Here is a 20,499-nt window from a genome sequence, read left to right as displayed (position 1 = left end):
AGGATGAAATCTATTTATTTAATCGGTTTTATGGGTTCAGGGAAAACGACGGTTGGAAAATCTTTTGGTGTTAAATGGAACTGGCCTGTTATTGATACGGATGAAGAAATTGTAAAAAAAGTTAATAAGAGCATTAATCAGATTTTTGAGGAAAATGGTGAGGATTACTTCCGCCATCTTGAAACAGAGATATTGAAACAGCTGCCAGTAAATCGTTCGATCATTACAACCGGTGGAGGCATTGTACTAAAGGATGAAAACCGCAGGTGGATGAAGGAAAATGGGATTGTCGTATTTTTATACGCCGAACCTGAGGAAATTTTTAAACGGATAGAAAATGATGATTCCAGGCCTTTGCTAAAAACGAATAAAAAAGCCGCAATAGAAGAGCTTCTACGATCGCGGCTCCCGCTTTATATAGAAGCAGCCGATTTTACAATTGATACAACCGGAAAGGACATCAACGAGATTATAAAAAAAATAGAAGAAGGTTTAACAAAGGAATGATTGGACATACTTGTTAACGACAGAATGAAAGCAGGTGTGTACGATGAAAACAAATGATTATGTGAAATACATTACGCAAACAGTAGTCAAATATATTGACCAGCCAAAAGATGACCGGAAACGAATTCGTGCGGAAAAGAAAGAAATGAAAGGAACGTTCTTATTTCGCTGGTTCGGTATCCTTCCATACCTTTTTGCGTCGATAATCAGAAAAAAGTAAGAAGGAAGCAGCCTTCACGACCTGCTTCCTTTTTCTTCGTTTTGTTATTTTATAAATATATAGACAGTCCATTCTTTAGATGGCTTGTTCCGTAAGATAAAATAACCCGCCGTTGATAATAGATATTATTATTTTCGGTTCATATTGTTCTTGCAGAGATTTTTTTTCGATTTCATAACTTTCTCTTTCTTCTTCGCCTTCATAAAAATGATTCAATAAATCCAAATCCTTTTGCCAACGCTGTCTGGCTTCGTCCGCCCATGTATGGTCTTCCTGCCCGAGATTGTTTCTTATATAGTTTTCTATTCTTTTTATTCCGCTTTTTGGTATGATAAGCGGGGAAAGGGTAAATGAATAATCCGGTATTTTTGGTGTTAATGAAATTTTCAGCAGTCTGTCATGAAAATCTTCAACCATTTGTCCGTTAATTAACTGCAAACCGATTGATTTAAAAATATCTCGTTTCCTGTCACACTGATATGATATTTTTACATTTATGCCCAGCCAAGGAAGCAAGGGTGTTTGCTGCTGATGTTTCAAGCTTCGGTTTTCGTAAAGCCTTATATATCCGGCAAGGTTTTTCGTTGATTTGAATATTTGATGAAGCCGGGGTGAGCCGAAGTAAATGTTTTCTCCTTTTAATTGTTCGGGAGCTTCTTTCGGATTTGTAATCAGCGTAAGCTTCATCGGGTTTGGAACTCCGCCGGTCTTTTCAAGATAATGCCAGTAAAAAGGCCTGTTCATAAGTTCTTTATCAAGTTCGATTGTTAGTTGAACGGTTATGTGCCCTGGGCCGTTTTCCGTAATTTCACATCCATTGGCAAGAAAATATCGTTCAAGAAATTGATGAATTTCCTGTTGCTGCACGAAGCTCACCCTCTTTTATTTCTTCTGCTAATTGGATCATCGAAGAAAGGTTTTCCATTTTTATTCTCATTTCTCCTTCAGAAGCTGATCGTCCGAATATTTCTATTAAATGATCTTCAACATTTCCAAACTCAAGCTTCGTCAATATATCATCGAGCTCACCAATCACTTTTTCAAACAAATGAATTTTTTCATATAGCAGTTTTAAAATATGTTCCTCAACCGTATCTTTTGTAGCAAAATTGTATATGATCACATCTTTTTCCTGGCCAAGCCTGTGAATCCGTCCAATCCGCTGCTCTAATCGCATCGGATTCCACGGAAGATCAAAGTTAATGATGTGATTGCAAAACTGGAGGTTAATTCCTTCGCCGCCTGCTTCCGTTGCTATTAATACTTGAGCTTGATTTTCGAACAATTCTCTCATCCAGTCTTTTTTGCCGCGTTTAAAACCTCCCCTAAATGGGACAGAGCTGATGCCGTGTTGTTTTAAAAACCATTGCAAAAACAATTGGGTGGCTCTGTACTCCGTGAAAATAATGACTTTGTCATTTATTTTTTGAATAAGTTCAAGAGCTTTTTCTGCTTTTGAGTTCGTTTTTACAGCTTCGACTTTAGAGACAAGATATTGTATTTGCTCTTGATAAGCTTTTGAAGGAGATTCTTGCTTTTGAAGCATATTTCTTAACGTATGAAAGACAGCTTCCCTGCTGCTGCAGGCCTCCCGCTGCAAGGTCATAACTGAAAATTGGCTTGAGTTAACCCAGTTTCCTTCGCTTTTCAGGTCCGATACCGCATCATAAAGCTCACGTTCTTCTTTTGTAAAATCGATCGGTATTGTTTCTACATGCCGTTTGGTCCATTCAATTCCGGTGTCGGCTCTCCGGTTTCGAATCATTACCTTATTTACGAGCTCACGAAGGTGTTTATCATCATTAAGCGACCGTGAGTCCCGTTTGTACTTTTCAAAGAATGCAGATTCATTGCCAAGATGCCCCGGTTTTAATAAAGAAACTAAATTAAATATTTCTTCAATCCTGTTTTGAATCGGTGTAGCTGTTAATAGCAGGCAAAATTTCTTTTTCAATTTTTGAACAAACTCGTAGTTTTTTGTTTTATTGTTTTTTAGCTTGTGAGCTTCGTCGACAATGATTAAATCATAATCCTGCTCGTAAATAATTTCGCGATGAGGGCTTCTTTTGGCTGTATCAATCGACGATACAACGACATCGTACTGATCCCAAACATAGCTTTTTCGCTGGGCAATGGCAGGAATAAAAAATTTTGTGTTCAGCTCATGCGCCCACTGAGTAACAAGCGAAGCAGGAACAAGAATAAGCACTTTTTTTACAAGGCCTCGAATCATATATTCTTTCAATATAAGCCCTGCTTCAATCGTTTTTCCAAGCCCTACTTCATCAGCCAAAATCGCTTTACCGTTCATGTTTTCCACGACCTGTTTTGCCACTTCAATTTGATGAGGCAAAGGAGTCAAATTCGGCAAGTACTTTGGAGCCTGCAGACCTTCAAATTCCGGAATGACAGTATGTTTTGCCACTTCCACGGCCAGCTTGTACAGCTCCCAGTTTCCCCAGGGTCCGTCATTAGTAATCCGTTGCAAAAACTCATCCTGCCAAGAGGAATCGAACTCAATTTGCACCGTCATGACAAACAGCTCCTTTCATAGAAAATGTTATTGCCTAACCAGGCTCTTTAATGGTAGGATGATATTAGCTTTGAAAGTTTAGAATTTTGCACATTATAAAATCATTAAGAAATGTAAGCCAAGCAGTATCCGTAAAGATTAGTATAACCATAATGGAAAAAATTTATAGATGCGAATGACGACAAGGGGAGAGACTACATTTGTAGCGCCGAAGGAGCAAGCAAAGCTTTGTGAATCTCTCAGGCAAAAGAACTCTTGTCTGACGCTGCTCTGGAGAGTGCTCCATCGTATTTGGAGCCACCAAAGAGGAAAGCCGCTATGGTAAACTTTCAGGTGCAAGGACAGAGACCTTCTCATATTTTGAGGGGTTTTTCTGTCCTTTTTTGTTTGTTTAGATCCTTCGCTTGGCGGAGGTGACCTAGGTGTTTGCATTTTTCCTATTGAGTCAAATTATGGGTAAACTAATATTCAGTTGGAGGATGAAGGGGGATGAAAATGTCTGAGCTTAAGCGTACACCGTTATTTGAGATTTACAAGGAATATGGTGCCAAGACGATTGATTTTGGCGGCTGGGAATTGCCTGTCCAATTCTCAAGCATTAAAGAGGAACACGAAGCAGTCCGGACAAAGGCAGGGTTATTCGACGTTTCTCACATGGGAGAAATTGAAGTAAAAGGGACAGGAACTCTTGAGTTTTTACAAAAAATGTTAACGAATGATGTTTCCAAAATAAAAACGGGAGGAGCTCAATATTCGGCGATGTGCTATGAAAACGGCGGCACTGTTGACGACCTTCTCGTTTATAAGCTGGAAGATGGCCACTATCTGCTTGTTGTCAATGCTGCGAATATCGAAAAGGACTTCGAGTGGCTCAAAAGGCATTTAGATGAAAATGTTGAAATGAATAATTTGTCTGAACAAATGGCTCAATTGGCTTTTCAAGGCCCGCTTGCAGAAGAAGTGCTTCAAAAGCTTATACCGGAAACAAATCTTAACGAAATAGGCTTTTTTAAATTCCGGTATGATGTGAACATAAATGGAAAAAAAGCGCTTGTATCAAGAACGGGATATACTGGTGAAGACGGATTTGAAATTTATTGTGATGCAAGTGATGCACCTGTTCTTTGGAAAGAAATTTTAGAGGCAGGAAGGGAATTCGGTGTATTGCCATGCGGACTAGGAGCACGCGATACGCTGCGCTTTGAAGCAAATCTTGCACTATACGGGCAGGAGCTTTCCCCTGAGATAAGCCCGCTTGAAGCCGGTATCGGTTTTGCCGTGAAACTTTCGAAAGAAACTGATTTTATCGGCAAAGAAGCTTTAAAACAGCAAAAAGAAAACGGAGTGCCGAGAAAGCTTGTCGGCGTCGAAATGATCGACAGGGGGATTCCGCGCCACGGTTATCCGGTATATAAAGGAGATGTAAAAATCGGAGAAATTACGACCGGTACACAATCTCCGACCTTAAAGAAAAATATCGGCCTAGCTTTAATAAAAGCGGAAGAAGCAGAACTGGGAAATGAAGTTGAAATTGAAATCCGCGGCAAGCGTCTAAAAGCAGTTATTTCGCCTATACCATTTTATAAAAGAGAGAAACAACAGGGAGGAAAGTAAACGATGAAGCATCGCTATTTACCGATGACAGAACAGGACAAAAAGGCAATGTTGGAAACAGTCGGCGTTTCTTCTGTAGATGATCTGTTCAGCGATATACCGGAAAAAGTCCGCTTTAAGGGCGACTATAACATTAAACCGGCAAAGTCTGAAACATCTCTAATGAAAGAATTAGCTTCTTTAGCTGAGAAAAATGCAGATTTAAAGAAAAATACTTCATTTCTCGGAGCAGGTGTTTATGATCATTACATGCCGGTCATTGTAGACCATGTTCTTTCCCGTTCAGAATTTTATACTGCATATACCCCGTATCAGCCGGAAATTTCGCAGGGTGAACTTCAGGCCATTTTTGAATTCCAAACAATGATTTGCGAGTTAACAGGAATGGAAGTAGCCAATTCCTCCATGTATGACGGCGCAACAGCTCTGGCGGAAGCTGCCATGTTAAGCGCAGGTCAAACAAGGAGAAAGAAAGTAGTTATTTCCGCAGCCGTTCATCCGGAAGCAAAAGAAGTTGTAAAGACATATGCGAAGGGACAATATATCGAGGTAGTGGAAGTCCCATATAAAGACGGGATCACAGATTTAGAGCAGCTAAAAAATATGGTGACTGATGAAGTGGCGGCTGTCATTGTACAGTATCCAAATTTCTTCGGCCGGATCGAACTTTTAAAAGAGATGGAGGAAATCGCTCATGGCCAAAAAGCGATGTTTGTCGTATCAAGCAATCCGCTGGCACTTGGTGTGTTAACGCCTCCGGGGAAATTCGGAGCCGATATTGTTGTCGGTGATGCCCAGCCGTTTGGAATCCCAACATCATTTGGCGGTCCTCATTGCGGTTACTTTGCTGTTACGAGCAAACTGATGCGAAAATTGCCTGGCCGTCTTGTCGGCCAAACAGTGGATGAGGAAGGGCGCCGCGGATTTGTTTTGACTTTACAAGCACGGGAACAACATATCCGACGCGATAAAGCGACCTCCAACATATGTTCCAATCAGGCCCTAAATGCACTTGCAGCTTCTGTTGCCATGACGGCTTTAGGAAAAAAAGGCGTAAAAGAGATGGCGATAGCCAATATGCAAAAGGCATTTTATGCGAAAAACGTACTCAAAGAAAACGGTTTTGAGATCGTTTTTGAAGGTCCTGCTTTTAATGAATTCATCGTGAAGATGAATAAGCCTGTGAAAGAGATAAACAAGGCTCTTTTACAGAAGGGTTTTATTGGCGGATATGATCTCGGGGGTGATTTTTCAGATCTGGAAAATCACATGTTAGTCGCCGTAACGGAATTAAGAACAAAAGAAGAGATTGATACTTTCGTGAAAGAATTGGGGGATTTCCATGCATAAACAAGATCAACCGCTGATTTTTGAACTTAGCACGCCGGGCCGCATTGGATACAGTCTTCCGGAAATGGATGTTCCGGAAATCGATGTAAACAATCTTCTGCCGGACGGATATTTGCGGGAAGAAGAGCCTGATCTGCCGGAAGTTTCCGAGCTGGATATTATGCGCCATTATACAGCCTTATCAAAGCGTAATCACGGGGTAGATTCCGGTTTTTATCCGCTTGGATCTTGTACGATGAAATACAATCCGAAAATCAACGAAAACGTTGCCCGCTTTAATGGTTTTGCACACATTCACCCGCTTCAGGGCGAAAGCTCCGTCCAAGGCGCGTTAGAATTAATGTATGACCTGCAGCAGCATTTAAAAGAGATTACCGGGATGGATGAAGTAACGCTTCAGCCGGCCGCAGGCGCTCATGGGGAATGGACAGGGCTGATGATGATCCGGGCGTACCATGAAGCAAACGGGGATACAAAACGGACAAAAGTTATCGTTCCTGACTCCGCCCATGGAACAAATCCTGCATCTGCTACTGTTGCCGGGTTTGAAACGATTACCGTCAAATCGAATGAAAACGGACTTGTTGATTTGGATGATTTAAGACGTGTTGTCGGTGAAGATACAGCTGCTCTCATGCTGACAAACCCAAATACACTCGGTTTATTTGAAGAAAATATTTTAGAAATGGCGGAAATTGTCCATAACGCAGGCGGAAAGTTATACTACGACGGTGCGAACTTGAATGCCGTTTTAGCAAAAGCACGCCCCGGGGACATGGGATTTGACGTTGTTCATTTAAACCTTCATAAAACCTTTACAGGCCCGCACGGAGGAGGCGGTCCGGGTTCAGGTCCTGTTGGCGTGAAAGCGGATTTAATTCCGTTTCTTCCAAAACCTGTTGTAACAAAGCGCGATGAGGAATATGTCCTTGATTATGACCGTCCGCAATCGATCGGCCGCGTAAAACCATTTTATGGGAATTTTGGGATCAATGTCCGTGCCTATACGTACATCCGTTCAATGGGGCCGGACGGCTTAAAAGCTGTTACCGAATATGCCGTGTTAAACGCTAACTATATGATGAGAAGACTCGCGGAATATTATGATTTGCCGTTTGATAGACATTGCAAACATGAATTCGTATTAAGCGGAAAGCGCCAAAAGAAACTTGGCGTACGCACCCTTGACATTGCGAAGCGCCTGCTTGATTTCGGCTATCATCCGCCGACCATTTACTTCCCGTTAAACGTGGAAGAGTGCATCATGATTGAGCCGACTGAAACCGAATCAAAAGAAACGCTCGATGCGTTTATCGATGCAATGATTCAGATCGCAAAAGAAGCGGAAGAAAATCCGGAAATTGTACAAGAAGCGCCGCACACAACGGTCGTCGGCCGGCTAGATGAAGCATTGGCTGCCCGCAAACCTGTTTTACGGTATGAAAAACAAGCATAACGTACAAATAAGGCATGGTTTCTGGAACCATGCTTTTTTTGTCGGTTACGACGTGGGTAGCCTTTACTCCCGTTCAAGGGGGATTTACTCCCATTCGAGGAGAGTTTACTCCCGTTCGTGGAGGCAATAACGGGATCAAAGTAAACTCTACCTGTTGAATTAAAGCAAAAAGACCGGGCTAAGCCCGGTTTCCTTAAACTCAATTATTTTGTTTTAATCTTGCCGGACCAATTTTTGAATCCGCCTTGAAGATGGTATAAATCTTTATAGCCTTTCCGATGCAAAATTTGTGCAGCCCGGCCGCTGCGGATGGCGTTTTGGCAATATAAATAAACAGGCTTGTCCGGACGGATTTCCTTCAGTCTCATTTTCATCTGTGAAAGCGGAATATTTCTTGCACCAAGAATATGTCCAGCCTCAAACTCATTCGGTTCCCGTACATCAATAAGCTGTGCCTTGCGATACCCTTGGCGGAACTCCTCTTCTGTTAACGCTTTAACAATTTTTCGCTGATAAAGCCACATAATAATTGAGTAAACAATGATAGAACCGGCCATGATAAAAATAAAAAATAGCGTATACAATCCTTTTTTGCTCCTTTCACTATGCTAAGCCAATCTTAATTATATAAGCCACTGCTCTATTGAGTAAAGAAAATCGGCGAAAAATCTTTGCGAACTTATAACAGGCAAGTGTGTTTGTTTAAAGGAAGAATTTTGATAGACTAAAAAGGAAGCAATAATACTTTTCAAAGAGGGTTGCATATGAGTAAAGAAGTATGGCGTTTTATTGATACAGGCAACGGATCACCGTCTTTTAATATGGCCTTGGACGAGGCTCTTCTTCAATGGCACAGTGAAGGGAAGATTCCTCCGGTGATCAGATTTTATGGATGGAATCCTCCAACATTATCAATCGGTTATTTTCAAAAGGTTGAAAAAGAGATTGATTTAAATGCAGTTAAAAAGCACAATCTTGGCTTTGTCAGAAGGCCTACCGGCGGCAGAGGAGTTCTTCATGAGCATGAGTTAACCTACAGTGTGATCGTTTCTGAAGATCATCCGGAAATGCCGAAAACGGTCATTGAAGCATATCGGGTCATTTCTGAAGGAATTTTAAAAGGGTTCCATCATTTAGGGCTTGAAGCTTATTTTGCTGTACCAAAAACGGCAGATGAAAAAGAATCATTAAAAAAACCGAGATCTTCTGTTTGCTTTGACGCGCCAAGCTGGTATGAGCTTGTGGTTGAAGGAAGAAAAGTAGCCGGAAGTGCGCAGACAAGGCAAAAGGGTGTCATTCTCCAGCATGGTTCGATATTGCTTGATCTTGATGAGGATAAGCTGTTCAGCTTATTTAAGTATCCAAATGAACGAGTAAAAGAAAGGATGCAAAAAGCGTTTAAAGATAAAGCTGTTGCCATTAACGACATAAGTAGCAGGAAAATTACGCTGGAAGAAGCAAAAGAAGCCTTCCGAAAAGGGTTCAGCGAGGGGCTTAACATTGAGTTGGAGCCATATGAACTGACACAAAAAGAGCTTGAATACGTACAAAAAATCGCAAAAGAGCGGTACGAGAATGATGAATGGAATTTTAGAAGATGAAAAAAGAGACTTTGGCTGTTTTTTTACATAATATTTGTCAAAAAGATTTTTTCCTGTTAGCCGAAATTGCAACCTTCGAAATTTGTTAAAATGAATCATTAAATGACGAAAATCGTTTATTAACTCTCTTAATCTCGTTTTTCTAGTTATTTTTATTTTTGACAAAATGAGAATTATTTGACTAAAACACAATATATAGTAGTATCTAAAATATTTTTCATACTATATATTGATTTTTTGTGTTTGAAGTGGTAACTTAAGGGTAATTCGATAACATAACTAGAATCAACACAGCATTCTATTTGAATCGAAAAACAAAAAAGAAGTCTAGAAATTAGTTTGAAGGAGTTGTGATCATGTCTGTTGCGTTAGGACAAAAAATGAATATTAACATTGAGCGATTAAACAAGGACATAGGACTTTTTCCTCAAGTGCACCCAATTACCCCTGATATGAAAATCACTCACAAAGGGGTCTCCCGTTTAGTCATGCTTGATCGTTATACGTTCAAGGATACGGAGAAAATCACGTTAACGAACGGAGACTTTGTCGTACTTACCATCAAAGAAGATCCAAAATTTCCGGCCCGTGGATTAGGATACATTCTTGAAATTGATTGGGAGAACAAATCAGCTAAAGTGTTGGTGGAAGAAGAGTTCAGAGGTGTTCTTGATGATCCGGAAGAAGCAAGTACAGGAGTTATTATCAGATCTTTGGATGTGATTGAGAAACCGCTTGAAATTTTTTATGAACAAATTGCGAAACGCAACGCAACAGGCTTGGCGGCTGTAGAAAAAACGGAAGAAAAGCGCAAGGAATGGTTTGAAAAGTTTTACAATGAACTAGTGAATTTAAACTTCATACCTGCTGGCCGTGTATTATACGGAGCCGGTTCAGGAACAGATGTCACGTATTTCAACTGCTATGTAATGCCGTTTGTTCAGGACTCTCGCGAAGGAATTTCTGAACATCGCAAGCAGGTCATGGAAATCATGAGCCGCGGCGGCGGAGTCGGCACGAACGGTTCAACGCTTAGACCTCGCAATACTTTGGCAAGAGGCGTAAACGGAAAATCGTCAGGTTCCGTTTCTTGGCTAGATGACATTGCGAAACTAACACACCTTGTAGAGCAAGGTGGATCCAGAAGAGGAGCGCAAATGATCATGCTAGCGGACTGGCATCCTGACATTATTGAATTTATTATTTCGAAAATGCAAAACCCACGCATTTTACGCTTTTTAATTGAAAACACAAATGATGAAACGATCAAGAAGCTTGCAAAGGACAAGCTAAAATTTACGCCTTTAACGGAGCAAGAAAAACAAATGTACCAGGGTATTGTTAATTACAAACACATTCCTGGTTATGGCGGATTCAGCGAGAAAATTATTAAAGATGCAGAAGAAAAATTAAGAACAGGCGGAACTTATACTGTTCATAACCCTGAATTTTTAACCGGGGCAAATATCTCAGTTTGTTTAACAAAAGAATTTATGGAAGCCGTTGAAAATGACAGCGAATACGAACTTCGCTTCCCGGATGTTGAAAGCTATGATGAAGAAGAAATGAAAATTTATAACGAAGAGTGGCACAAAGTTGGAGATGTGCGCGAGTGGGAAAAACTCGGCCATAAAGTTCGCACTTACAAGAAAATCAGAGCGAAAGAGCTCTGGAACTTAATCAACATTTGTGCAACATATTCCGCCGAGCCGGGAATCTTTTTCATTGACAACGCAAATGACATGACTAATGCTCAAGCTTACGGACAGAAAGTTGTTGCAACGAACCCATGCGGCGAACAACCACTTGCACCATACAGTGTCTGCAACCTTGCAGCCGTTAACCTTGCAGAAATGGCTGACAAAGAAAATAAAACTGTTAACTTTGAAAAATTAAAACGCACAGTCGAAATTGGCGTCCGCATGCAGGATAACGTTATTGATGCGACTCCATATTTCCTTGAAGAAAATAAAAAGCAAGCTTTAGGAGAACGCCGTATCGGCCTTGGCGTAATGGGCCTTCACGATCTACTCATTTATTGTGAAACAGAATACGGCTCAGAAGAAGGCAACAAGTTAGTTGACAAAGTATTTGAAACGATCGCTACGACCGCTTACCGCGCTTCTATAGAACTAGCGAAAGAAAAAGGAAGCTTCCCTTATTTAGTAGGTGAAACAGAAGAAGTGACAAAACGTTTACGCGAAGCTTTCATCAATACAGGATATATGAAAAAAATGCCTGAAGATATACGACAAGCAATTTTGGAAAACGGAATCCGGAATTCACATTTACTAACTGTTGCTCCCACGGGATCCACTGGTACAATGGTTGGGGTCTCTACAGGACTTGAACCATATTTTTCCTTTTCTTACTACCGAAGCGGACGCCTCGGCAAATTTATTGAAGTGAAAGCCGATATCGTTCAAGAATATTTGGATCAACATCCGGAAGCAGATGAAAACAATCTGCCGCATTGGTTTGTAACAGCAATGGAGTTGTCTCCTGAAGCACACGCTGATGTACAATGTGTTATCCAGCGCTGGGTTGACAGCTCGATCAGTAAAACAGTCAATGCACCGAAGGGCTACACTGTGGAGCAAGTTGAAAAAGTTTATGAGCGTTTGTACCGTGGAGGTGCTAAAGGCGGTACTGTCTATGTAGACGGTTCTCGCGATTCACAGGTGCTGACGTTAAAAGCAGAAGAAAACAGTTTTGAAGAACAAGAGGAACAAAAGGAAGAAAAGCAAAAGCAGCATGTAGTTCTAGTTGAAACCATCAACGAACTTCGCTCGACCGATGTAACGATTGGCTCTGAGGTCGGCAATATATGTCCTGTCTGCCGCAAAGGAACTGTCAAAGAAATCGGCGGCTGCAATACTTGCACAAATTGTAGCGCCCAATTAAAGTGCGGATTATAATTAACACGTGAATGAGGGATGGAAAAAATATCCATCCTCTTTTTTTGCTCATTTATGTAACAAAGTATAGGAAAATCGGGGCGTCCTTGTTATTTCTAATCATTTGGATTCACGATAGCGAAGTGTAAATGATCTTTCCATCTTCCGTTAATCTTCACGTTGTTCTTGGGTATAATATTTTCCAGTAAGCAGAGGTTCAATATTTTAGAACTTTTTTTACTTGTCCGCCGTACTATTTTCACGTACGTTTGCTTAAAGATGTATCAAGTGACTACATCGACAGGAGTGGCGCACATGTTTATAGACGGCGTTTTTTCAGGAGGAGGCATTAAAGGGTTTGCCTTAATTGGTGCTATTGAAGAAGTGGAAAAAAGAGGGTTTCGATTTAAACGCGTTGCTGGAACAAGTGCTGGATCGATTGTCGCTGCCTTAGTCATCGCAGGATATACAAGTGAAGAAATTTATCATCTGCTCGATGAGCTTGATTTACAAACTTTTATGGATCCGCGAACGTCGTTCATACCATTTCCAATTGCAAAGTGGCTGTTTTTTTATTGGAGCCTTGGTTTATATAAGGGAAATGCACTTGAAAAATGGCTGCAAGAGAAATTAGCAGCAAAAGGATTAAGAACATTTGCAGATCTGCCGCCAAAATCTTTGCGAGTCATTGCTTCCGATTTATCAAACGGCCGATTGCTCGTACTCCCTGATGATTTAGAAAAATATGGAATAATCCAAGAATCTTTTCCGATTGCCAAAGCAATCCGAATGAGCTGCAGCCTTCCGTTTTTCTTTGAACCGGTTAAGCTGAGAACGCATTCCGAGACAAACATTATCGTTGACGGAGGAGTATTAAGCAACTTTCCAATGTGGCTGTTTGATAAAGAACATGTACAGAAAGTCAGGCCTGTTCTTGGGATAAAGCTCAGCCGCAATACGTATGAACGTCCGAAAAACAAAATTTCAAATGCTTTCCATTTATTTGAAGCACTTTTTGAAACGATGAAAGATGCCCACGATGCACGGTATATCTCAAGAAAACACGAAAAAAATATTATCTTTATTCCAACCGAAAGATTTATGGCTACCGAATTCACATTAACAGAAGAAGACAAACAAGCATTGCTGTCGCTTGGACGGAAGTCGGCTGAGCAATTCTTAAAAAAATGGAGTTATTAGAAATTAGAAAATAGAGAAGCTCTTGATTAACCATGACTGACAAAATGAGACATCGAACGGAAAAAGTCACCCCTTAATGCAGTGTTGCCAAAAGAGGTTTTCAACATCTGCTTTAAGGGGTGAATCTAAAATGAGGCTCGATTTTTCTTTTTTCCCTTCTTGCCTTCAATAACAGTTAGATGGACAGCTGACTTTTTCTTGTTCCTGCTTTGTTTCTTAAACGATGAAAGAGAGCCGACATTTGAACGACGATTTGTTTGCTTGCCATTCTTTTGCGTGAATCTTTTCTTAGATCTTTTTGCGGCTTTAACAAATGCTCGCTGCTCTTGCTTCTCAGGGGTCGATAGGTAAAAGCGTCGGACGAGAAAAAAAACAATACCACCGATCAAAATAATGACAGCTATTCTCTGTAAAAAACCGGCCGGATTTGCAAGCATACTTTCAATGATGCCTATACTTGCAAGGATAATGAGACCTGTAACAACCAAATTTGCAGTCCGATTTTTCAAGAAAGCCACCTCCCTAAGAGCATGATGAGCATTTTTTCTCTTTTTTAAACTTTCAGTCCGATACTTTTACACAATTTCCTCCGATTTTAATAGTTCATTTGTTTCTTTTTCCATTCTTAAGAGCTCTTTAAACGAAAGAATTGCCACTTCCACTTGCTCATCTTTCGGTTCTTTGGTTGTCAACAGTTGAAGCCATAACCCGGGGAGACCTAGATACTTTAATACCGGAACGTTGCGGAGCTTATTTGTCAGCTGCAGTACTTCAAATGAAATACCGAGTACGACAGGGATTAATGCCAGGCGATTGATTACCCTTACCCATAAAGGCTCCGTTGGAACGAGCATATAAACAAAAACGCCGATAATCACTGTAAACAAAATAAAACTGCTTCCACACCGGTAATGAAGACGAGAATGGGCTTGCACATTTTTAACTGTAAGCTCTTTTCCGTTTTCATAGGTATTAATTACTTTATGCTCTGCACCATGATATTGAAACACTCTTTTAATAATTGGGGTCAAAGACACAAAATAAATATAGGGCAAGAGGAGCAACAGTTTAAAAAAACCTTCAACTAGAATTTGCGCGAAATCGCTTGAAAAAATCGGCCTTGTAAGCTCTGCTAAAAAAACCGGAATTAATGTAAACAGAAATTTTCCGAACAAAAAGGAAATTACTCCGATAGCGGCGACTCCAAGAATCATTGTTAGTTTAGATGTCTTTTGTTCTTTAATAAGATAATCGTTTTCCGGATCTACGTCATATCTTTCCGTTGAAAAATTTAAATGCTTTGAACCGTTTGCACTCGCTTCAATTATCGCAACAATCCCGCGGATAAACGGAATTTTTTTCAAAAATGTAAGAGCTCGATTTGATTTTCGGGGCAGTCGGAAATATTCGATTGATTGATCTTTTCTTCTAATTGCAGTTACGTAATGATGTTTACCCCCAAACATAACTCCTTCGACAACTGCTTGCCCGCCGTAAAGCGGCTTCTGTTTTTGAGACATGTATGTCAACACCAACCTATACGATAAACTTGCACAAAACAGTAATGAAATTCTAAAAGCTGTATGTACTAATTTTTATTCTACTAAAAAATGACTAAAATCTCTAGAACGGACAGATAATCTAATGGTTTTACATTCACGGTGCAAGGAACTTTTTCCTCGGGACATAATAAAAAATGGAGGTGTTCTTTATGGCAGACAATCAAAATAAGTCCGAACACGATCAGCGGGAAAAACCGATGTCATTTATAGCAATGGTTGTTTGGACCGGGCTGATTGGCGGGATTTTAATGAGTTCGATCGCTTATCTTGCTTACGTTTTTAATTTTACAGAAATTCATCCAAACGTTATTTTGGATCCATGGGTAAACGGCAATTGGAAAAAGGGATGGCTTGGAACGGTGATTTCCATTATTTTGATCGGAATTGTTTCTATCGGTGCAGCTCTTATATACTATGCTGCATTAAGAAAATTTAAAAGCATTTGGGCCGGAGCCGTCTATGGAATCATATTATTTTTGCTTGTGTTCTTTGTTTTAAACCCGATATTCCCAGGAATCAGTTCATTTGGTGAGCTAAAACGCGATACGGTTATTACTTCAGTATGTTTCTACATTCTTTTTGGTGTATTTGTCGGTTATTCAATATCATATGAAGAAAATGAAGTGCAAAACCGCGTAGAGGACCAAGCCGAAAATTCCTCTTAATTGTTCCATCTAGTTAAATGCGAAATATATATGATAGAATGTTTTTATTGAACATTCTATTTTTTTACGATATGTGCAGGAGCTGAAATATGAAGAAAATTTTGTTACTAAATGGACCAAATCTAAATTTGCTCGGAAAAAGGGAACCTGGGATTTACGGTGAACAAACACTGAGAGATCTTGAAACACGTATGAAGAAGTTAGGGGAACAGCATAGAGTGGAAATTTCTTGTTTTCAATCGAATCATGAAGGAAAACTGATTGACAGACTTCATCAGGCGAACGATGACAACTATGATGGAATTATTTTTAACCCCGGTGCATATACACATTACAGTTATGCAATTCGTGATGCAATTGCAGGGATATCAGTGCCGGTCATTGAAGTACATATTTCAAATATTCATGCGCGTGAGTCGTTTCGTCATGTATCGGTTACGGCCCCTGTGACAAAGGGACAGATTGTTGGGTTGGGATTAAAGGGCTATGAATTGGCCTTTGAAGCCCTTTTGGAACTAGCGAAGGAGAGAGGATCATATGAAAAAAATTGAAAAATTGCGCTCGGGCTTTGAAAATCTAGGAATTGATGGAATACTCATTACAAGTTCATATAATCGCCGTTACATGACAAATTTTACAGGGAGTGCCGGTGTTGTTTTAATCGGTATAGAAAATGCACAATTTATTACAGATTTCCGTTACACTGAACAGGCAGCAAAACAATGTGAAGGCTATGAAATTGTTCAGCATAAAGGATCCATCCCTGACGAAGTGGCAGAGCAAGTAAAGAAATTGGGGATAAAAAAACTTGGATTCGAACAGGATCACTTATCATATTCATCATTTAAAGCATATGAAAAAGCTGTTGGAGCGGAACTTGTGCCTGTCTCAAGTGTTGTTGAAAAGTTGCGCTTGATTAAGACGGAATCAGAGATTAAGATATTAAAGGAAGCAGCGGACATTGCTGATGCCGCTTTTAAACATATATTAGAGTTTATTCGTCCAGGGGTTACTGAATTGGAGGTTTCGAATGAACTCGAGTTCTTTATGAGAAAAGCCGGCGCAACATCATCATCCTTTGATATTATCGTCGCATCGGGTTATCGTTCTGCACTGCCTCACGGGGTGGCCAGTGAAAAAATAATTGAATCCGGTGATTTTGTTACGCTTGATTTTGGAGCATATTATAAAGGATATGTTTCTGATATCACCAGGACTGTTTCTGTCGGAAAACCTGATGAGAAACTGAAAGAAATTTACGATATTGTGTTGGAGGCCCAATTACGGGGAATGGCAGGAATAAAGCCCGGCATGACCGGAAAAGAAGCGGATGCTTTAACAAGAAACTTTATTGCCGAAAAAGGTTATGGAGAATACTTCGGGCATTCGACAGGCCACGGCATTGGGTTGGAAGTTCATGAAGGCCCTGCATTATCCATCAAGTCCGATATTGTATTAGAACCGGGAATGGTCGTAACCGTGGAACCGGGAATATACATACCTGGCCTCGGCGGTGTTCGCATTGAAGACGACACATTAATAACAAAGGATCATAATGAAACGCTGACTCACTCAACTAAAGAGCTGATTATTCTTTAAACGTATGTATTAGGAGGAAACTTAATATGATTTCTGTTAACGATTTTCGTACAGGATTAACAATTGAAGTAGACGGGGGAATTTGGCGTGTTCTTGAGTTTCAACACGTCAAACCGGGAAAAGGTGCTGCATTTGTACGTTCAAAACTTCGCAACCTTCGTACAGGTGCAATTCAAGAAAAAACATTCCGTGCCGGTGAAAAAGTAGAGCGTGCACAGATCGATAACCGCAAAATGCAATACCTCTATGCAAACGGCGACCAGCATGTGTTCATGGATAATGAAACATACGAGCAAATTGAATTGCCTGCTTCTTCAATTGAACATGAATTAAAGTTTTTGAAAGAAAATATGGAAGTATACATTATGATGTTCCAAGGAGAGACACTCGGAATTGAATTGCCAAACACTGTTGAACTTGAAGTAATAGCAACAGAGCCAGGCATTAAAGGTGATACTGCTTCAGGCGGTTCAAAACCTGCAACTCTTGAAACAGGTTTAGTTGTTCAAGTTCCGTTCTTTGTAAACCAAGGCGACCGTCTTATCATCAATACAGAAGATGGCTCATACGTTTCACGGGCTTAGTAAAATAAAGAAATTCCGGCCAGTGAAAGGATTTAAAATCATTCTTTATCACTTGCAAATCTGCAAGTCACCCTGTAAAATATATAATACTTAAGGCTGAGTTGTTCGTTAGTGTATGAAGTTACAACCTTTGATTTATTAAAGGGAGTCCTACATCAAAACCGGAACGGCATGCCTCCCATTTGGTCTTGAGGACGCTGCGAACGTTTTTGCGGACACCCACCTGGTGGAGCAGGTTTTGAAACTCCATATTGATCGGCGGCAACAGCGGCTTTATATTTTAGAGATGACAAGGCTGTCTCATAAGGGCTGATCCTTAGGCTTTTGAGACAGCCTCACTTTATTGCAGAAAAATTTCTCTCTTCATTCTACGTCCATTTAATAATAGTATTGATATTCAGCGCGAACAACAGCGGAGATCGTTAACTTGCCTGCTTCAATTGGAACAGTTGATTCCCCTTTTACCATAGTTGTTGTAAAAAAAGGAATCGGTTTTGGCGCTTGGCTTTCTTCAATCACTTGCCTTGGAGTTTTGATAAGGGTTACTCCTAGAGAACCGGCGATTGTTTGTGCTTTTAACAAGGTGTCTTGTACTGCGTTTGCTAATGCCTTGTTATAGTAAAGTACTGGGTCTGATACCGAAAAATCAATATTATTAACCGTGTTAGCCCCGTTTTTCACCGCAGTATCCACTAACCTTCCCACTTGATCCACTTGGTCAATCGTTATTTTCAATAAATGGGTAACCTTGTAGCCTATAAAAATTTGTTTTCCGTCTTCATAACGATATTGTGGTTCAGCCCTATAATCAAAAGTTTGAATATTCTCTCTTGGTATACCTATTTCAAGGACCGAACCGATAATGTTTGAAATAGCTTCTGCATTTTCAGATTGAGCTTTTGCCAAATCCTGATCTTCTGTTGTTGCACCAAGAATCACAGTTGCTCTGTCAGGCCGGGCAGAAATGCTTCCTTCTCCAATTACTTTCAAAATATTTTTATCATTTCGTTGGCCGGTTCCCCGATAAACTGGCTGATGATAATGCACCTTCTTTCCACCTCATCCCATTAAACATTTCCTTCCATAAAATGTACGGCTTTGGAGTTTGATTCATTCGTTTAATTTCCGCGCCAAATTCATGGACATGCTTTCATTTATTAAAAGTCATAATGCGGCCAAGCAGGCATACATTTTAATTAGTAAGAGTACACTTTCGAGCCTGAAAACAATAGCGGAGACAATTTATTTCGGGAGGAGGAGTCAAATTTGGAAACTGTTATTCACTTTTTGCCGAAATCAATTTCAGAAAGACTCGAACAAATCCCTTCTTTTCGACAAAAAGAAATAGAAGAAATCCGCGTCCGCATTAACAGACCATTAGAAGTAACAATGAAAGGAACCCACATGTTTTTGCCATACACTGTTCAACCGGAAGATGCGCTTCAGCTTTTGAATAAAATTAGCGGCTATTCAATTTACACGCTTGAAGAAGAATTGAAAAGGGGATATATTACAATCTCCGGCGGACACCGTGTCGGCCTTGCCGGAAAAGTCATTCTTGAAAATAGCAAAGTGAAAGCGATCAGAGATATTTCATCCTTTAATATCCGGATTGCCCGGGAAAGAATAGGAATTGCGGATTGCCTCGTTCCATTCTTATTTCATGATGGCTGGCTTCATACAATGATTATTGGTCCGCCGCAGACAGGAAAAACAACCCTCCTTCGAGATATTGCAAGAATTATTTCAACCGGAAATGAAGACCTTGGGTTCGGGGCATCCAAAGTTGGAATTGTGGATGAACGTTCAGAAATTGCCGGATGTGTAAAAGGCATACCTCAGCTTACATTTGGAAACAGAATCGATGTTCTTGATGCATGCCCTAAGGCAGAAGGAATGATGATGATGATCCGTTCGATGAGTCCGGATGTTCTCGTTGTTGACGAAATTGGGCGGGAGGAAGATGCCCTTGCCATTATGGAAGCTGTCAATGCAGGGATAAAACTGATTATGACTACACATGGCAGTTCCCTAGAGGAAGTTAGAAAGCGCCCTTCCTTAAAAAACATTCTTGAACAGCCGATTTTTCAGCGGTTTATTGAATTAAGCCGCAAAGATGGTCCGGGAACAGTGACTTTCATTAAAGACGGAAACGGTAAAGAGATTACTTCAAAAGTGAGAGTGACTTAGATGATGAAAATAATCGGGGCTCTATTGATTATTGTTGCAACTACTTGGACTGGTTTTGAAGCATCAAGGCATTTAAGCGAAAGGCCACGGCAGCTGAGGCAACTAAAATCAGCTCTTCAATCATTGGAAGCGGAAATCATGTTCGGGCATACTCCGCTTCATGAAGCTGCCAGGCGATTAGCTCAACAGCTCTCTAAGCCTGTATCATGGTTGTTCGAATCCTTTGCAAACCGGTTGACAAATTCAGAAACAACTGTAAAAGAGGCATGGGAAGAAAGCATGGCGGAAATATGGAAATTTACAGCTTTTAAACAAGGTGAATTTGAAATTATGAAACAATTTGGCGAAACGCTCGGCCGCCATGACCGCGTGTCCCAGCAAAAACAAATCCAGCTGGCTCTTTCCCATTTGGAACGGGAAGAAGGAGATGCCAGGGATAAACAGGCAAAATACGAGAAAATGGTCAAAAGTCTCGGATTTTTGTCCGGATTATTATTAATCATTTTGCTTATGTAGCGTTT

20 protein-coding genes, 1 other RNA gene and 1 riboswitch are annotated in these 20,499 nt (G+C 40.4%); of the genes, 15 read left to right on the top strand and 6 right to left on the bottom strand.

Annotation, left to right across the window (positions count from 1 at the left end; translation table 11 throughout):
* Positions 1–3: 3 nt before the first annotated feature.
* Positions 4–507: a shikimate kinase gene (locus tag PB1_RS13835; protein WP_004437803.1), complete on the top strand. Its 504-nt coding sequence runs from the start codon at positions 4–6 to the stop codon at positions 505–507.
* Positions 508–550: 43 nt separating this feature from the next.
* Positions 551–727 (top strand): YqzE family protein, encoded by a 177-nt coding sequence (locus PB1_RS17180; RefSeq protein WP_004437799.1) that lies wholly within the window; start codon positions 551–553, stop codon positions 725–727.
* Positions 728–802: 75 nt separating this feature from the next.
* On the opposite strand, the gene PB1_RS13830 is transcribed toward PB1_RS17180, so the two are convergent.
* Entirely contained in the window at positions 803–1,594 is a 792-nt protein-coding gene (locus tag PB1_RS13830; RefSeq protein ID WP_004437795.1) for a YqhG family protein, read from the bottom strand.
* Positions 1,563–3,260 carry a DEAD/DEAH box helicase gene (locus PB1_RS13825; RefSeq protein ID WP_004437792.1) on the bottom strand — a complete coding sequence of 566 codons (1,698 nt, stop codon included), beginning with the start codon at positions 3,258–3,260 and terminating at the stop codon, positions 1,563–1,565. The genes PB1_RS13830 and PB1_RS13825 overlap by 32 nt, the downstream gene beginning before the upstream one ends.
* Positions 3,261–3,435: 175 nt before the next feature.
* A riboswitch (glycine riboswitch) is annotated at positions 3,436–3,525 on the top strand.
* A gap of 230 nt (positions 3,526–3,755) precedes the next feature.
* Here PB1_RS13825 and gcvT point away from each other — a divergent pair.
* The 3 genes from gcvT to gcvPB are packed head-to-tail and all read left to right on the top strand — an operon-like array spanning position 3,756 to position 7,680.
* Positions 3,756–4,874 (top strand): glycine cleavage system aminomethyltransferase GcvT, encoded by a 1,119-nt coding sequence (gene gcvT, locus PB1_RS13820; RefSeq protein ID WP_034645388.1) that lies wholly within the window; start codon positions 3,756–3,758, stop codon positions 4,872–4,874.
* A 3-nt stretch (positions 4,875–4,877) separates the two neighbouring features.
* Entirely contained in the window at positions 4,878–6,224 is a 1,347-nt protein-coding gene (gene gcvPA, locus PB1_RS13815) for an aminomethyl-transferring glycine dehydrogenase subunit GcvPA (RefSeq protein WP_004437787.1), read from the top strand.
* Complete coding sequence (gene gcvPB / locus PB1_RS13810) at positions 6,217–7,680, top strand: aminomethyl-transferring glycine dehydrogenase subunit GcvPB (protein ID WP_004437784.1); 1,464 nt, start codon at positions 6,217–6,219, stop codon at positions 7,678–7,680. Before gcvPA ends, gcvPB begins: the two co-directional genes overlap by 8 nt.
* Before the next feature lie 203 nt (positions 7,681–7,883).
* Here gcvPB and PB1_RS13805 read toward each other — a convergent pair whose 3' ends face one another.
* Positions 7,884–8,264 (bottom strand): rhodanese-like domain-containing protein, encoded by a 381-nt coding sequence (locus tag PB1_RS13805; protein WP_004437780.1) that lies wholly within the window; start codon positions 8,262–8,264, stop codon positions 7,884–7,886.
* A gap of 180 nt (positions 8,265–8,444) precedes the next feature.
* Here PB1_RS13805 and PB1_RS13800 point away from each other — a divergent pair, with 180 nt between their 5' ends.
* The 3 genes from PB1_RS13800 to PB1_RS13790 all read left to right on the top strand — a co-directional run bounded on the left by PB1_RS13800 (position 8,445) and on the right by PB1_RS13790 (position 13,378).
* Positions 8,445–9,281: a lipoate--protein ligase family protein gene (locus tag PB1_RS13800; protein ID WP_004437778.1), complete on the top strand. Its 837-nt coding sequence runs from the start codon at positions 8,445–8,447 to the stop codon at positions 9,279–9,281.
* A gap of 356 nt (positions 9,282–9,637) precedes the next feature.
* Complete coding sequence (locus PB1_RS13795) at positions 9,638–12,199, top strand: vitamin B12-dependent ribonucleotide reductase (protein WP_004437775.1); 2,562 nt, start codon at positions 9,638–9,640, stop codon at positions 12,197–12,199.
* Between the two features lie 294 nt (positions 12,200–12,493).
* Complete coding sequence (locus PB1_RS13790) at positions 12,494–13,378, top strand: patatin-like phospholipase family protein (protein ID WP_004437773.1); 885 nt, start codon at positions 12,494–12,496, stop codon at positions 13,376–13,378.
* A gap of 125 nt (positions 13,379–13,503) precedes the next feature.
* On the opposite strand, the gene PB1_RS13785 is transcribed toward PB1_RS13790, so the two are convergent.
* On the bottom strand, positions 13,504–13,896 hold the full coding sequence (locus tag PB1_RS13785) for an SA1362 family protein (protein ID WP_337999025.1): 393 nt from the start codon (positions 13,894–13,896) through the stop codon (positions 13,504–13,506).
* A 57-nt stretch (positions 13,897–13,953) separates the two neighbouring features.
* Positions 13,954–14,898, bottom strand: coding sequence for a DUF1385 domain-containing protein (locus PB1_RS13780; RefSeq protein WP_004437766.1), 945 nt, complete (start codon positions 14,896–14,898; stop codon positions 13,954–13,956).
* A gap of 191 nt (positions 14,899–15,089) precedes the next feature.
* Here PB1_RS13780 and PB1_RS13775 point away from each other — a divergent pair, with 191 nt between their 5' ends.
* From PB1_RS13775 to ssrS, 5 genes are all read left to right on the top strand, one after another.
* The gene (locus PB1_RS13775; protein ID WP_004437764.1) at positions 15,090–15,605 is read left to right on the top strand and encodes a YqhR family membrane protein; all 516 of its coding nucleotides are present in this window, start codon (positions 15,090–15,092) and stop codon (positions 15,603–15,605) included.
* Between the two features lie 89 nt (positions 15,606–15,694).
* Positions 15,695–16,156: a type II 3-dehydroquinate dehydratase gene (gene aroQ, locus PB1_RS13770; protein ID WP_004437761.1), complete on the top strand. Its 462-nt coding sequence runs from the start codon at positions 15,695–15,697 to the stop codon at positions 16,154–16,156.
* Entirely contained in the window at positions 16,143–17,204 is a 1,062-nt protein-coding gene (gene pepQ, locus PB1_RS13765) for a Xaa-Pro dipeptidase (protein WP_004437758.1), read from the top strand. Before aroQ ends, pepQ begins: the two co-directional genes overlap by 14 nt.
* Positions 17,205–17,230: 26 nt before the next feature.
* On the top strand, positions 17,231–17,788 hold the full coding sequence (gene efp / locus PB1_RS13760) for an elongation factor P (RefSeq protein ID WP_004437756.1): 558 nt from the start codon (positions 17,231–17,233) through the stop codon (positions 17,786–17,788).
* Positions 17,789–17,878: 90 nt separating this feature from the next.
* A non-coding RNA gene (gene ssrS, locus PB1_RS17175) (6S RNA) lies at positions 17,879–18,066 on the top strand.
* A gap of 100 nt (positions 18,067–18,166) precedes the next feature.
* Here ssrS and PB1_RS13755 read toward each other — a convergent pair.
* Positions 18,167–18,835 carry an SIMPL domain-containing protein gene (locus tag PB1_RS13755; protein ID WP_004437753.1) on the bottom strand — a complete coding sequence of 223 codons (669 nt, stop codon included), beginning with the start codon at positions 18,833–18,835 and terminating at the stop codon, positions 18,167–18,169.
* Positions 18,836–19,054: 219 nt separating this feature from the next.
* On the opposite strand from PB1_RS13755, the gene spoIIIAA reads away from it, so the two are divergent.
* Positions 19,055–19,978, top strand: a complete 924-nt coding sequence (gene spoIIIAA / locus PB1_RS13750; RefSeq protein ID WP_004437749.1) for a stage III sporulation protein AA — start codon at positions 19,055–19,057, stop codon at positions 19,976–19,978.
* On the top strand, positions 19,979–20,494 hold the full coding sequence (spoIIIAB, locus tag PB1_RS13745) for a stage III sporulation protein SpoIIIAB (RefSeq protein WP_004437747.1): 516 nt from the start codon (positions 19,979–19,981) through the stop codon (positions 20,492–20,494).
* Positions 20,495–20,499: the final 5 nt, after the last annotated feature.

It is taken from the genome of Bacillus methanolicus PB1 (genome assembly GCF_000262755.1).
Taxonomy (GTDB): domain Bacteria; phylum Bacillota; class Bacilli; order Bacillales; family Cytobacillaceae; genus Bacillus_Z; species Bacillus_Z methanolicus.
The sequence above is the reverse complement of the archived record's forward strand: the minus strand, read 5'-3'. Positions and strand labels throughout refer to the sequence as shown.